Origin of the sequence: Acinetobacter sp. (genome assembly GCF_045628685.1) — a bacterium.
Lineage (GTDB): Bacteria > Pseudomonadota > Gammaproteobacteria > Pseudomonadales > Moraxellaceae > Acinetobacter.
Genome location: NZ_JAZQPV010000093.1, coordinates 1 through 14,925, shown reverse-complemented (window position 1 = coordinate 14,925; position 14,925 = coordinate 1). Strand labels below are relative to the sequence as shown.

Sequence of the window (14,925 nt, the reverse complement as noted above, 5' to 3'; positions counted from 1 at the left end):
GGCATTTATTCTGCATAAGTGAGGAAAATATGAGCCTTTATAACCAAATTAGTGATGAAATCACTTTAATGGAACCAGGTGAGCAAAAGTGGATCGGTCAGGATCTCCCTCTGGAAAGCATGATGGCCGTGGTATTGATGTTGAAAGAATTGGACGAAGAAAAAGTGATTAAAGTGCGTCGCCAAAATCGTGAAAAGCACACAGGCTTGAAGCAAGTCGATCGTGTTCTGGTTGAAAAGCTCTAAGCTTTATCAATATAAATAAAGTCCCGAATAGGGGCTTTTTTTATGCCAATTTGAGTGAAATTCACCTATTCTGTCAGGGCGATTCTATATTATGGTTTGAATATTAAGTGATTTAAAAACAAGGACTATGGAATGCATATTCAACGCTTAGATCGCGTGCAATACACGGATTGGTTAGTGTTATGGGAATGCTATCAAGCATTTTACCAAACTTGCCTGACAGAGGATGTGAATGAACTGACGTGGCAGCGCTTAACAGATAGCCAGATAAAGCAGATGTATGGATTTGCTGCGATTAGAGAGGGAAAAATCGTGGGCATGGTGCATATGATAGAACATGATAGCTGTTGGACCGCAAAACCTTATGCATACTTACAAGATTTATATGTGGCTGAAACCTATCGTAATCGTGGTGTGGCAAGAAAACTGATTCAACATGTGGGTGAGCATTGCCAAAAGCATTGTGATCGCGTGTATTGGCTGACACAGCAACAAAATGCACAAGCACGAGCTTTGTATGATCAACTTGGTAAAATACAGGATTTAATTCAATATCGTATGTAAAAAGTTCTGAATAGGGCCTTTAAAACGAAAATATTAAGACGTAGCAGAAACTAAAATTCTTGGTTTGATCGGCATCTTGTTGAATTTCCCATTCGCCAGAAACACGGAAAGATGTAGCTGATGTGTAGGTGGCTTCCATAAATTGAAAGTAAGCGATCAAGCCATCTTTGACCGTTTCTTTGATTGAGAAAGGAGATGGGAAGATAATTTTTGCATGTACAGAGGTGTAGGTAGATTAACCAAATACGGCAACTGTTTCGCTTTCAGAAAGTATGTCGGTAATTTGGAAATCACCGATATTCCAGTAAGTGCCCACATTAGAGAAAGCATAAACATACACTTAATGGCCTGTAGATGTACCTGCCCAAAGTTCGATTTGTTTCAATTCCGGGTTGTTAAAATTGAAGGACCTATAAATAGCATCTTCAGCAACGAGTTTTGCTGCAGCTTTGGCAACCAATTCTTTACGGGTGTTGTGTAAAAATACTTGAACCACATCTTTAGGTGCGTTGGTTTGAAGTGCGTTATCGATTGCTTGTTGTTCAGTCATTATGACTCGAATGAAGTTTGAATTAGGCTGTATTATAAATAGGATAAATTTTAAAAGAATTGCAAATTTTAAGTTAAAGAATCCTGAAAATAAGAAAATAAGAGGAATTTAAATAGAGGTTTTGAGGAGTAAGTTATTGAATTTATTTATATATTTTTTATATATTTATAATGTCACAATTATGGTTTTAGCTAATAGAATAGATTCAAAAGGATATAACAAAATAAACAGTAAATAAATTGAAACGGGTCATGTCCATGCTATTGTTCTATATATGGAACATATTGTTTTATAATCGATAATGTATAAATAAACTCAATTGTTAGACTAGCGCACATTCACACAGATAGAGAGATAACAAGATGAAATTAAAATCGTTTGGTTTAGGTTTGGCATTGGCGTCAGCAGCAACTATTAGTATGGCAAAACCCGTTGCTTACCAAATTGATCCGGGACATTCAGCAACTGTTTTTTCGTGGAGCCACTTTGGTTTTTCCACCCCATCTGCGAACTTTTCTGACATTCAAGGTACAATTAATGTCGATAATGAAAAGCCTGCAAACTCATCGGTAAATGTTAATATTCCAGTCGCAAGCATCAATACCAATGTAAAAGCATTGGATGATCATATCAAAGGTGCAGAATTCTTTGATGCTGCCAAATATCCGAACATCACTTTTAAAAGCACTAAAGTTCAGGCTTTAGGCAAAAACAAATACAAAATCACAGGTGACTTAACTGTGAAAGGTGTAACTAAACCGGTTGTTTTAGATGCGGTATTAAATAAACAAGCAATTCATCCAATGACCAAGTTGCAAACTGTTGGTTTCAATGCGACCACTTCATTTAACCGTTCAGCATTTAATGTTGGTGCATATGTTCCGAATGTAGGCGATAAAATTACCGTAAACATTACCACTGAAGCATCGATTCCTGCGAAAAAATAAGCCTAAAACGCTCTTAAATAAAAAAGCACCATTCATGGTGCTTTTTTATTTAACTTTAATCTGGATTCAGAATGAGATAACAACCAAAACTGATAAAGATGCCACCAGTTAGACCATCTATCCAGTTGCTGAAGCATTGATAATAGGCATTCATTTTTTGCCATGAAAATAGATAAGCTACTACAGCAAACCAGACTAAACTTTCAATCCAAATCAGGAAAAGTAATGAGCTTTGGGTACTTAATGGGGCATCGGTGTTGATGGCTAAGGCAAAAACACTACTGAAATAGACCAGTGCTTTCGGGTTGGCCATATTGGTCAAGAAGCCTTGTAAGAGCAGAGTCAATCTTGATTTAGACGGTAATGTGTGTACAAGTAACGCTGAATCTTGCGATTTGCTTAAAGCTGATTTAAACAGTTGAATACCGAGATAAAAAAGGTAGAGGCCACCCAAAATCATCAACACCTGCTGCAGCCAAGTAATTTTTTGAAATAAAAAATGCAATCCGCTGATTGCACCAATGGACCAGACTAAAATACTCAGTGAAACACCTAAAGCAGTAAACAGGGCGTGCGATCTGGACTGACGAATTGCACTTTGAGTCACGAAGAAAAAATCTGGACCTGGGCTGATCAACGCAAAGAAATGAATTACGCAATACTGATTAAAGGTGTCATCATCAGAAACTTATATAAATGAATGACACCCTTATAAATGAATTAGATCATAAATTAAAGTTTATTTACTCATCACTTGCTTCATGATTTTCTTCATATAGTTTCGTAAAATTTCTGTAGCGACGGTTTCTAAGGACATGGCATATTTTTCATTGTCAGCACGTAAAGAAGGAATATTAATTTCAGCTTTACGCAGTTCACTGGTATGGCCAATGAGCCATTTTTCCAAGCTCTCTGTTGCAACTTCTAGATGAAATTGCAGAGCCAGAATATTTTCCCCAACTGAAAAAGCCTGGTTTGGATAAACATCAGAGCTTGCTAATAATTCGGCCTGTTCAGGCAAATCAAAAGTATCACCATGCCAATGTAATACTGCAGTATCGGTTAAGGGGGCAAGCAGGTTGTTTTCAGTATTTAAAAGACTGAGTTTGCTCCAGCCAATTTCTTTTTCATGACCTGTATATACTTTTGCACCCAAGGCATGTGCAATCAGTTGAGCACCTAAACAAATGCCAAGGGTCGGTAAATTTTCTTCCAAACGAACTTTTAGTAAGTCAATTTCTTGTTGTAAGAAAGGATAGTCAGCCGTTTCATAAACACCAATCGGTCCGCCTAAAATAATGGTCAAACCTTTATGCTGAAATGCTTTACTTAGGTCATCTACACCTGCTTCAAAATAACGTACCCGAAAGCCGAGTTGATAAAAGACATCTTCCATTACACCTAAGTCTTCAAAGGCAAGATGCTGAATGGCGAAAATCGTATCGGGGAAATCTGGAGTTACTGTAGTCATACTATTTTTCAAGATATTTAGAATAAGAGAAATTTAGCCCGAATTTGAAGAAAAATGAAGGTTTCAAAAGAAATGATTTGGTTAATGACCGGCAATTAAAGAAAAAGCGAACCGAAGTTCGCTTTTTTATACTTTATACCAAGATATTTTAGAAAAAGCCCATCGGTTTGGTTGAATAACTCACCAACAAGTTTTTGGTTTGTTGGTAATGATCAAGCATCATTTTATGGTTTTCACGCCCAATCCCCGATTTTTTATAACCACCGAATGCCGCATGTGCAGGGTAGATGTGATAACAGTTGGTCCATACACGACCGGCCTGAATTGCACGACCAGCACGGTAAGAGGTGTGTGCTGAACGGGACCAAACGCCTGCACCTAAACCATAAATGGTATCGTTGGCAATTTTAATCGCATCATCAAAGTCTTTAAATGTGGCAACAGCAAGTACAGGTCCAAAAATTTCTTCCTGGAAAGTTTTCATGTCATTGGTGCCTTTGAAAATGGTTGGTTCAATATAGAAACCTTGCCCCACTTCATGACGTTCGCCCCCACCTGTCAATATTTCAGCGCCTTCTGCACGACCTGTTGCGATACAGCCCAAAATTTTATCCTGCTGTTCTTGAGAGGCTTGCGCACCAATCATGGTGTCAGTATCAAGTGGATGACCGGTTTTAATCCGTTTAACACGCTCAATGGCCTTTTCCAGAAATTTATCGGCAATGCTTTCCTGAACCAGTGCACGAGAAGGGCAGGTACAAATCTCTCCCTGATTGAGTGCAAACATGACAAAGCCTTCCAGTGCTTTATCTAAAAAGTCATCATCTTCTGCCATCACATCTTCAAAGAAAAGATTTGGTGATTTGCCACCCAGTTCAAGGGTTACCGGAATAATGTTCTCGGTTGCATATTGCATAATTTGCTGACCGACTGCCGTTGAACCGGTAAATGCAATTTTGGCGATACGTGGATTGGTGGCAAGCGGACGACCCACTTCAATACCGTAACCATTGACAATGTTTAGTACTCCTTCAGGCAGCAGGTCCTGAATCAGTTCCACCAGAACCAGAATACTGACCGGAGTTTGTTCAGCCGGTTTTAGCACAATACAGTTACCCGCAGCCAATGCGGGTGCCAATTTCCATGTTGCCATTAAAATAGGGAAGTTCCACGGAATAATTTGTCCAACCACACCTAAAGGCTCATGGAAATGGTAGGCAATGGTATCTTCATCAATTTCTGAAATACCGCCTTCCTGCGCACGGATACAGCCAGCAAAGTAGCGGAAATGGTCAATCGCCAAAGGAATATCGGCAGCCAAGGTTTCACGTACCGGTTTACCGTTATCCCAGGTTTCAGCTACCGCCAAAAGCTCTAAATTGGCTTCTAAACGGTCTGCAATTTTTAACAGAATGTTGGAACGGGTAGTGGGAGAGGATTTGTTCCATTGCGCTTTGGCTTTATGTGCTGCATCCAGTGCTAGCTCAATATCTTCTACACTCGAGCGCGGAACTTTAGTAAATACCTTACCGTCGACAGGAGAAATATTGTCAAAGTATTCACCCTTGACTGGAGCTACCCATTGACCGCCAATAAAGTTTTCATATTGGGCTTTAAACTTAACTTTTGAACCATCTTGATTAGGATCAATGTAACGCATATGAATTTTCCTTTGCTTATTTTAGTGTTTAAACCGTATCTACAGCTTTGGTATAAGGTACTTTTGTACATTATTTGATTAGCATACAGGGAATAAGGTTGGAGAAAGGTTGGATACAAGAAGGTTTACAATCTTTTTAATCGGTCTTAAAACAACAGTTATTACAGTGGATGTAAATCATGAATTGTTGCGAGAATAAGGAATGATGACAAAGCAAAATTTGCTGAAAAAAAGACAGAATATTGAACAGTTTAGGCAAAGTAGCAGTCTTTCTCCCCTGCATGCAGAGCAACTTGGACAAAGCATTGTGAGTTCCTGGCAACGCTCAACATCCGCCGAAATTCCCAAAGATCGTGCAGCTGCACCCTTGATCCATTTACAAAAAGAAACTTCTCCTTCTGCCTTAGAACATGCCTTGCAACATTGTGCACAAGATTTAAAGCATATTGCCGAGCAATCTTCGATGGTGTTGGCGGTAGGCGATATTGGCAGTACCATTATTTGGACAGCATCAAGTCCGCAAATGCAAAGTGCAGCAGAGAGTGTGCATTTTATCGAAGGCGGGCAATGGCGCGAGGAACTGGTCGGCACTAATGCTCTGGCTTTGTCATTGAAGACGCAACAATCGAGTTGTGTGTTTTCCAATGAACATTACATGTCCTCTATTCATGATTGGGTCTGTTATGCAGCCCCGATTATTGATCCTTATTCCAAACAGGTTTTAGGAGTGATTGATCTTTCCACCACCTGGCAAAAGCATAATAGTCTGGGTATGTTGGCAGCGGAGCGATGTGCCTCTATTATCCAGTCCGCATTACTGGAATATCAAAAGCAGCGATTGTTTATTCGGGCTTTTTCTGTGCCGCAAATCATGTTTAATGGTAAAGTTTTGGTACTTACACCACGTCAAATCGAAATTTTGACCATCTTGGCATTGTGTCCGCAAGGCTTAAGTTTGGATACTTTGCATCAGGCATTATATGGGGAACGGAAAGTCAGCATGGGGACGTTAAAAGCAGAAATGTCACAATTGCGTGATATTTTAGGTGGCATGCTTGGGTCTAGACCCTATCGTTTGTTGGCGCATGTAGAAGCTGATTTCTTACTGACAGAACAATCCTTAGATGCGGGATATATTGATTCGGCCTTAAAACTGTGTAGTGGTGTATTTCTCGCAAAAACTGGAAGCCCATTTTTATGTGCATGGCGCGATTGTCTGGAATCGCGTTTAAGCGATGCCATTTTTAAAGCCAATGAAACGGATGTGTTGCTTAAGCATATGGCGCGTTTCCCTGAAGCAATTGATGCCGTGGAGCGTTTAATTGAACTTATGCCCAAAAGCCATCCCGTGCATCAAACCTTACTCAAATATAAAGACAACTAACGTTGATATTGTTTAATTACTGCTATAGGCCTTTCTGCTTGAGCCATGCGAAGAGTTGCTGATATACCTGCTGGCGGACAGATTTTTCCGACAGAACCAGATCATGTAGTCCATTTTTTATTTCACTGATGGTGACATCACCTTTCATTTTTCTAGCATATTTATCAATATGTTTGACATCCAAAATCACATCACTGCTTTGTGCATGTTTGTGCCATTTTTTTGGATTTTTAGTTTGATCTGAATGCATCACTAAGGCAGGGACGGTTAAAGTCACGCCTCGATGAATTTCCTTTTGCGCTTCATAAATGGCCCGGACAAAGCTCAAACGAACCCGGGGATAAGACGTTTTTTTCCATTCCAGATTAAAGTCCCATTCTCCTTTTAAGTTTTTGTGCAAACTGGTCACATACCATTTATTCAGTTCACTGGGGAATTCCAAATCTGGACATATTTTACCGACACGACTTAAATTGGGCAGCCCCAGTTTTTTCTTGATCAGGTTCATATTGAAGTCATAAAAGGGACTATTGACCCACAGTGCTTTAATTAAAGGATGATCTGGATGATGCGCTACATATAAGGTGGTAATTAATCCCCCGGTCGAATGGCCACAGAGCAGAACAGCATCATGACCTTCTGCACCAATAATGTCTAAAGCCTGGGTAATTTCATCATCGTATTCAGAAATTTCACGCACGTTATAATATTTTTGATGGGGAAGGTGGGAGCGACCATATTTGCGTAAGTCGAGTGCATAAAAGTCAAAACCATGTTGGTTGAATTGTTCCGCCATCTCGGTCTGAAAAAAATAGTCAACGAAACCATGAATATATAAAACGGCTTTGTGGGTGGTTTGCTCCGCTTTTTTACGCACCAGTGTTGCTGTAACTTGACCTTCATAATCATCGGGGAAATCCAGGGTGGCTTGCTCATAGTCTGAATCTAAAACATCCGGTTGATAAAGCGGTTCAATTATCTGTTCTGTCATTGTTATACTCATTTGGAATTATCAATTTTCTTTTATCCTTCATGATGAGCAGCCATTTGTCAAATTGCTTTAAGATTCAAAATGAAAAAAGGCAATCTAAACTCCAGCTTGTAAAAAAGGAGATTAAATTGCCAAAAATGTAAGCCAAAGATAGCAGGAGAAGACTTACATTGAGGGTTTACATTGCCGCTTTAAATATATCAACCACTTGTGCATGTGTGGCTTTGCGTGGGTTGGTTAGCATGCAGGCATCTTTCTGTGCATTTTCAGACATAAGGGCCAAGTCTGCTTCTTTCACACCCAGTTCATTTAGGCCAGATGGGATACCAATCGAGGCTGAAAGCTGACGAATGGCCTGAATGGCTTCATCTGCAGCTTCATTCACCGTCAAACCGTCCACATTTACACCCATTAATTGGGCAATTTTGGCATAACGGGCAGGGCAGGCAATCAGGTTAAATTCACAAACATGTGGGAGCAATACTGCATTACATACACCATGCGGTAAGTTATAGAAACCACCGAGCTGATGGGCCATGGCATGCACATAACCTAAAGAAGCGTTGTTGAAAGCCATACCGGCAAGGTACTGTGCATAGCTCATCGCATCACGCGCTTCCAGATTTTCACCATTGGCAACCGCAGGGCTGAGCCATTCACTAATCATGCTAATGGCTTTTTCTGCACAGGCATCTGTAATTGGGTTGGCTGCGGTAGAGACATAGGCTTCAACTGCATGAGTTAAGGCATCCATACCGGTTGCTGCGGTTAGACTCGCAGGTTTTGCAATCATCAGTTTAGGATCATCAATCGCAATCAGTGGCGTACAGCGCCAGTCCACAATCGCCATTTTTACGTGCGTGTCGGTATTGGTAATAATACAGAAGCGTGTCATTTCAGAAGCGGTACCTGCCGTGGTATTGATGGCAATCAGTGGCGTCATGGGTACCGTGCTTTTATCAATACCTTCATAATCACGGATATGGCCACCGCCAGCTGTCACCAAGCCTATACCTTTGGCACAGTCATGCGATGAACCCCCACCTAAAGAAACGATGAAATCACAAGCATTTTCGTTATAGGCCTGTACACCGTTATGCACGTTAATATCGGTTGGATTCGGTTCTGCACCAGGGAAAATGTGGCTGTCGACGCCAGCCTCTTTTAAATAAGCTGAAATGATATCTGCAACACCAAATTTAAAAAGACCTGCATCTGTCACAATCAAGGCTTTTTTAGCCCCTAAATTTTGTGCTTTGGCGCCAATTTCTTTGGCACAGCCTGGACCGAAAAGAGAAACACAGGGAATATAAAAACCGTTCGTTTGATCTGCAATATTTTTAAAAGCCATGGTGCGATTCCTTCTACCATTGGTATGTTGTTATCGGTGACCCTCACCGTGAATTGAGTATTAAAGAAACAGGATAAAAATTCTACCTACCAAACACCTACCATTTTAAATGTTTGAATTTTTAGTGGTTTTTGAAATATTTATGAAGGGTCATTCAATGGATCGTGAGGGTTTTAAAAGAACTTTCATGGCTAAAAAGATATAAATTAGTTTCAGGCGGTAATCTCTGAGCGAAGTGATAGAGGTAAAAAAATTGTTCTAATAAGGTATAATTTGCTATTTGGTAAATAAATTATTTATGCTATTTATTAAATAATCAATATTGGTACACATTGGGAATTTAAAATAAGTATTTTTCAAAGGTGAAACAACTTAAAATTTTATAAAAGTAAAAAATAGAAGATATTTTTTTAAATATTTGCTGAGATTATTAAGAATAAATTATAATCAATTTATATGATTTTATATTAAATTCCTAAGGATTGAGTAGGTTTGATTTCCTAAGGATGGGGTAGGTTTAATGAAAGTCGAACATACAAGTGATGCAACATTATTATTACACGCAATCCATAAAATTCTGCTTAAAGAATGGGATCCTTTGGGGATTCGTCGCATTCCTTCAATGCGTGACGAATATGAAGATTATTTACCTAGACTCTTTATGATGATTTGTGAAAATGCAGATGAATCAGAGATTTTTGAATATTTATGGCGTATCGAAAATAAAGTCATGGAAAAAAGAGGCAACAGGCAACATACCTTACGAATTGCAAGTTTGCTTAAAGAATTACAAGTGAAAAAATGAAGCCAAATTTTTGAGCAGTCAGTTAAATTTTTTAAAATATAAATGATGTGCTACAATAATATTGATGAAAAAACCGGTGCCTGAGCACCGGTTTTTTAGGCTTAGAATTTCTTTTCCAGACTGACTAATACACTTGGAATCGCCTGATTGACCCGTGATTCATAAAGGCTGCCATCTGACTGATTGGTTAAGCGTTCTTTATAATCGGTACTGAAAATATTGCGCGCATTCAGTGTGGTTGCCCAGCCATCGTTGAAGCGTTTGGTCACGCTGATATCCATGTTGACACGTTCATTGCTGGTACGGTTATAGGGTTGGTTGTCCAGGGCACGGGTGAACTCAGGCACATAGTTCAGGTTGACACTGGTTGAAATGCGCCAAGGCTGATAGTTATAAGACAGACCTGTGCTTGCTGTATAGGGCGCGACATCACTGACCAGACGTTGTTGATGATTTTCATCTTCAACTTTTGCACGTACAGTAGAAAGTTGTCCATTGAGCATCAATGAATGACCATTTTCAGTTTGCTTTAATGCATAGCGACCCGCAATTTCAACCCCATACGTGGTGGCATTATTCTGGTTTTGTGGGCGCTCGACAAAACGGGTGCCTTCCTGGCGAATGACTTTTTCGATGTAGTCATCAATTTCACGTTGGTACGCGGTGATATTGATACCGCCTGAAGGCGTGTTGTAGCCCAAAGTCGATTCAAACGCAGTAATTTTTTCAGGACGTAAATCAGGATTGCCACCACGATCAGGATTGTTCAGGCTACCGGCATCGCTATCGGTAGACACCGAAACTGTTGGTAATAAACGGTCTGCTTTAGGACTACGGAAAGCCTGACTGAGATTGGTTTGCAAAGACCAATGATCATCAAAGTCAAAACGATGTGCCAAGACCGGGCTTAAGTGACTGTCGCTATAATCGACTAAACCAGAGCGCTCGATCCATTCCTGACGTGCACCTAAAGTCACGGTTTGGCGATCGGTAAATTTCCAGCTACCTTCGGCATATAATGCATACAGCTGTTCATCTAAACTTTGGCTGACATTGCTGTCGAGTTCATTGGCACGAACATTTGTACCAAATTTAAGCTGTCGAGTTTCATTAAATTTTCGAACGCCGTCATAAGCCACACCATATTCATTGACCGTTTCATCGGTATAGCTGTTGAATCGTGGTGATTGAGTTGACTCAGTCGATTCAGTTTCATTCTGCTGCTCGACAGAAAGGCGAATCTTATCTGAATTGCCTTTGTCCTTACGTTCATAACGTGTGTTTAAACGGATGCTGTCATTTTTATCATTTTGGACCTGGTCGCCACGAACGCCGTCACTTTCGTTATTGCGGTAGAACAGTTCTGCAACCAGTTTTTGCTGATCATCCAGTTGATATTCCACACGGGGTGAAAGCATTTGTGATTTGCGTTCAGTCACTCGTTTTTGTTCACGTGTTCCAGTACTGTTTTGGGTTTGCGTAATGGAAGTGCTGTCATTCCACATCTGATTCGCTGACAGGCTGTATAGCCAAGCATTATCACGGCCATCAGCCTGAACACTGATATTTTTACGTTGTTCTTCTTTTTGATCCGATTTTGCCAAGCCATATCCTGCACGGATGGTTCCGCCTATGCGGGCATTATCTAAGGGTTCTTTAAGAATAATATTAATGACTGCGGAAGACGCGACAGAAGCCTGAGCCACACTTGGCTGTTTGGTAATTTCAATCCTCTCAATCATGTCTGGGGTGATGCTGTCGACCACCGACATGCCACCACGTGGGCCCCCTTGAACCGCTTCGCCATTAATTAAAAATACCGGGGCACCGCCACCACGAAAACGCATACCTGAAGCACCGCTGCCACCGCGTGGACCTTGTCCCGGGGTTCGCATCTGAAAACCTGCTGCACGGCGCAAGGCATCATTCACCGACTGATCGCCAAATTGCAGCATTTCCTCACGCGTAACGATGGTTTTCGCAACCGCACTGATATCCGGATCTTTTGCAGTCGCTGGGGTCGCTTCGAATTTTAAAGTGGTCAGTGTTTGTACGGGTGCTGTTTGTACTGATGTTGTTTGTTCTGGGGCGCTGTCTGTTGTTGTATTTGTAATGGAATCAGCAGCCCAAGTGGGGGACATAAAAGTGAGCAAGGCACAACTTAATGCGCTTAATTGCCAACGCGGTTGTATGCGCTTCATTATTTGATGTTCCAAATGTAATTTTGCGTAAGATAGCGTAAAAATGTGGAGAAATTTTGTGGGAAATTACAGAAATAAAAATAAAAGATAAAAATCTGATCACAGCTATAAAATAATCAAAATGAATGATTTAGCTTCAACAGGTTTGTTTGGGTTATAGGGCTGAAGGATGGTTGAATTTTAAACCTCCATGTTATGTAGCCATGAATAAATTCCCAATATTTTAAAAATATTTATAGAATCTTGAGTGCAGAAATAATACCCATCTGTAAATAAAGTTCTGCTTTTTTTTGAGTGAACCCTAGCACAGCCGCATAAATTGAAGCAGCATTTTGAATGCTTTGCCTAAGTGAAGCCTTCCTTTCTACAGATGATGATGCTTCTCAACTATATGTTGAATCCACAGCACTAAAAATTCTGTGTCGCATATCAAACAGGTTCGTAAGTTTAATTTCATCGCAGCATACTGGGATGAAATTCTTGCCTATATTTTGTATGGATGCACAACATCAAAGGATCATGAAAAAGACAAGATACAGTTTTGGCTGATTTTCTCAATGAGGGCATCATTTAAACTGATTTGATTATCCCATTTCAGCATTTGCTGAATCAGCCATTTAAAGTCTTCAATGTCTGGCTGAGATGATTCATCGACAAAATGACGAATAATATTCTGAATGGAATGGAATTTTTGCACGTGAATGCTGTCAGAACATTGAAATTGAATAATATTGAAGTCAATCAGCATCTGCCAAACTTCAGCATAATCCTCTAGATCTTTCAGTTCCTGTTGTGCCTTTTGAATGGCATTGATTAAAGCAAGATGGGTGTTGGGATGTTGTGCAGCCCATTCACTGGTTACTGCCAAAACCTTGTCCGCTACTTTTGGAATAATGTCTTGGCTAGAGGCGACAAGCTGACTGATTCCGAATAGTTCAGCTTGAGTATTCCACGGTTCACCGACACAAAAACCGTCAATCACATGATTAGCCAAAGCTTCGACCATATAGGGTGGAGGAAGGATCGCGAGTTTGATGTTCTGTGCAAGCTTACAGTCGGCTAGGGCGAGCCATTCTCTTAGACAATAATGATGAATCGACTGTTTAAACACATGTGCCAATTGAACCGGCTTTTGTTGTTGTATGGCAGAGACTATTTTTTCTGCTGATTGCTGTACTGTATCTTGAGAAGAAATATCCAGTTCAAAGCATAATTTTTGACTCAAACTGATAAAGGCACGGTTATGACTGAGAACCAAAGCCGTTTGCAGGGGAATTCCGAGTTGGTCTTCACCCGACGCTGCTGCCGGTAGCATGGCAGAAAGGCAATGTGCAACATCTAAAAAGCCAAAAGCCAGCCGGTCTCTTAAACTTGCCCAAGAGGCTTCCTTGACGAGTGTGATATCCAAACTGACTTCATCAAAAAAGCCGCGCTGCTTGGGCCACAGAATGGCAACACAATCAAGCAAAGGAATATAGCCGATCTGGATTTGAGTTTTTTCTAAATCTGTCATGAGCTAGTCCTTCAATTGGTTTTGTAATAGTTGTTGGGCATCCAGTAAACGGCGTGCCATTTCCCCAATGGTAATGCGATGGCTCATGGCATTTTTGCGCAGTAATTGAAACGCCTGATCTTCAGTTAAAGCATGCAATTGCATCATCAGTACTTTGGCTTTTTCCACGTCTTTACGATCGACCAGTTTATTTTTGGTATCTTCCAGATCACCCAGTAATTTCTTGTGTTTTTTAAATTGTTCAATCGAAATTTCTAAGATGCTTTCCAGTTTGGAAGGGTCAATCCCGTCAACAATGTAAGCTGTTACACCCCAGCATCGATGGCACTTTTAATGGTGTCTTTGTGGCTATTTTTAGTAAATAGAACGGTCGGTAAATCGAACTAACTGACACAGCTTTCAATAATGTCGCGATGTGGATGATCCATATCCAATAAAATGACATCGGTATGCAATTGTTCTAAACGAAACATACTTAAATGGTCAATGGTGAGGCAGGCAACCACCTCGAAATTGTGCTCGATCAGGGAGGCTTTTATATAGGTCGCACGTTCTTGATCGTCATCAATCAATGCAATTTTCAATTTTGGCATATCGGCTAAATATCATCAGGCAAAGCCTGAAAGAAAAATCATGGTAAATCCCAGGCAATAAAAATGCCAAAACTATTAAAACTGCAATAATTCAATAAAAATCAGATATAGAACTTAACTGTGATCAGGTTGTGCACCGTATTAATGCAAAAATGCGCTACAAGAAAGCACAACGCTGTGCGATCTCCTTGGCGCTAGTCTGGTTAAAAAGAACAAAGGAACATAATGATTAAGCCCGAAAATGAAAAATTTATATTAAAAAATAATAAAAAATGTAAAGTTAAGGATATTTTTTAAATTTTGGCACAGAGATTGCATTATCCCTTGTGAGTCAAAGAAGACTTTATAAAATTTGTAGACGGCCAACGATGTCCGCTCTGATCGAATCTGGTATGCAGCGATCCGCATAGCAGATAACCCTATACGTTCAGTTCAGGAAGGAGAAGGCCATGTCTTCAAATTTATATGAAAAAAAAGCCACAAAAATAAGTCTTTTTAATTTCAGCAGCGCAGCGATGAGAGCCTTCCACATGAGTTGGCTCGCTTTTTTTGTCTGCTTTTTTGCATGGTTTGCCTGTGCACCGCTTATGCCTGTGATTGCAGGTGAGTTTCACTTAACCAAAGATCAAATCGCCAATATCAATATTGCT

At 40.2% G+C, this 14,925-nt stretch carries 13 protein-coding genes and 2 pseudogenes; 6 read left to right on the top strand and 9 right to left on the bottom strand.

What is annotated here, in order from left to right:
- Positions 1–29 precede the first annotated feature (29 nt).
- Positions 30–245 (top strand): hypothetical protein, encoded by a 216-nt coding sequence (locus ACKI4H_RS12335; RefSeq protein ID WP_067724440.1) that lies wholly within the window; start codon positions 30–32, stop codon positions 243–245.
- 132 nt (positions 246–377) lie between these two features.
- Positions 378–809 carry a GNAT family N-acetyltransferase gene (locus tag ACKI4H_RS12330; protein ID WP_407306153.1) on the top strand — a complete coding sequence of 144 codons (432 nt, stop codon included), beginning with the start codon at positions 378–380 and terminating at the stop codon, positions 807–809.
- A gap of 340 nt (positions 810–1,149) precedes the next feature.
- Here ACKI4H_RS12330 and ACKI4H_RS12325 read toward each other — a convergent pair whose 3' ends face one another.
- Positions 1,150–1,359, bottom strand: coding sequence for a hypothetical protein (locus ACKI4H_RS12325; protein WP_407306151.1), 210 nt, complete (start codon positions 1,357–1,359; stop codon positions 1,150–1,152).
- Positions 1,360–1,721: 362 nt separating this feature from the next.
- Between ACKI4H_RS12325 and ACKI4H_RS12320 the strand changes: the two genes are divergently transcribed.
- A complete protein-coding gene (locus ACKI4H_RS12320) occupies positions 1,722–2,306 on the top strand; it encodes a YceI family protein (RefSeq protein WP_407306149.1) in 585 nt (194 codons plus the stop codon).
- Positions 2,307–2,361: 55 nt separating this feature from the next.
- On the opposite strand, the gene ACKI4H_RS12315 is transcribed toward ACKI4H_RS12320, so the two are convergent.
- From ACKI4H_RS12315 to ACKI4H_RS12305, 3 genes are all read right to left on the bottom strand, one after another.
- Positions 2,362–2,913, bottom strand: a complete 552-nt coding sequence (locus ACKI4H_RS12315; RefSeq protein ID WP_407306147.1) for a LysE family transporter — start codon at positions 2,911–2,913, stop codon at positions 2,362–2,364.
- 132 nt (positions 2,914–3,045) lie between these two features.
- On the bottom strand, positions 3,046–3,777 hold the full coding sequence (locus tag ACKI4H_RS12310; protein ID WP_407306145.1) for a glutamine amidotransferase: 732 nt from the start codon (positions 3,775–3,777) through the stop codon (positions 3,046–3,048).
- Between the two features lie 148 nt (positions 3,778–3,925).
- Positions 3,926–5,437: an aldehyde dehydrogenase family protein gene (locus ACKI4H_RS12305; RefSeq protein WP_407306143.1), complete on the bottom strand. Its 1,512-nt coding sequence runs from the start codon at positions 5,435–5,437 to the stop codon at positions 3,926–3,928.
- A 202-nt stretch (positions 5,438–5,639) separates the two neighbouring features.
- Here ACKI4H_RS12305 and ACKI4H_RS12300 point away from each other — a divergent pair, with 202 nt between their 5' ends.
- On the top strand, positions 5,640–6,821 hold the full coding sequence (locus tag ACKI4H_RS12300; protein WP_407306141.1) for a transcriptional regulator: 1,182 nt from the start codon (positions 5,640–5,642) through the stop codon (positions 6,819–6,821).
- 22 nt (positions 6,822–6,843) lie between these two features.
- Here the strand turns inward: ACKI4H_RS12300 and ACKI4H_RS12295 are convergent, their stop codons facing one another.
- Positions 6,844–7,812 (bottom strand): alpha/beta hydrolase, encoded by a 969-nt coding sequence (locus ACKI4H_RS12295; RefSeq protein WP_407306139.1) that lies wholly within the window; start codon positions 7,810–7,812, stop codon positions 6,844–6,846.
- Between the two features lie 178 nt (positions 7,813–7,990).
- Positions 7,991–9,163 carry an iron-containing alcohol dehydrogenase gene (locus ACKI4H_RS12290; RefSeq protein ID WP_407306137.1) on the bottom strand — a complete coding sequence of 391 codons (1,173 nt, stop codon included), beginning with the start codon at positions 9,161–9,163 and terminating at the stop codon, positions 7,991–7,993.
- A gap of 520 nt (positions 9,164–9,683) precedes the next feature.
- Here ACKI4H_RS12290 and ACKI4H_RS12285 point away from each other — a divergent pair.
- Complete coding sequence (locus ACKI4H_RS12285; RefSeq protein ID WP_407306135.1) at positions 9,684–9,968, top strand: hypothetical protein; 285 nt, start codon at positions 9,684–9,686, stop codon at positions 9,966–9,968.
- 101 nt (positions 9,969–10,069) lie between these two features.
- Here the strand turns inward: ACKI4H_RS12285 and ACKI4H_RS12280 are convergent, their stop codons facing one another.
- The 3 genes and pseudogenes from ACKI4H_RS12280 to ACKI4H_RS12270 form a co-directional block, all read right to left on the bottom strand.
- Complete coding sequence (locus ACKI4H_RS12280) at positions 10,070–12,169, bottom strand: TonB-dependent receptor plug domain-containing protein (RefSeq protein ID WP_407306133.1); 2,100 nt, start codon at positions 12,167–12,169, stop codon at positions 10,070–10,072.
- Between the two features lie 517 nt (positions 12,170–12,686).
- On the bottom strand, positions 12,687–13,682 hold the full coding sequence (locus tag ACKI4H_RS12275; RefSeq protein ID WP_407306131.1) for an ABC transporter substrate-binding protein: 996 nt from the start codon (positions 13,680–13,682) through the stop codon (positions 12,687–12,689).
- A 3-nt stretch (positions 13,683–13,685) separates the two neighbouring features.
- A pseudogene (locus tag ACKI4H_RS12270) lies at positions 13,686–14,275 on the bottom strand (ANTAR domain-containing response regulator).
- A gap of 449 nt (positions 14,276–14,724) precedes the next feature.
- Here ACKI4H_RS12270 and ACKI4H_RS12265 point away from each other — a divergent pair.
- Positions 14,725–14,925: pseudogene (locus tag ACKI4H_RS12265) on the top strand (MFS transporter); the annotation flags it as partial.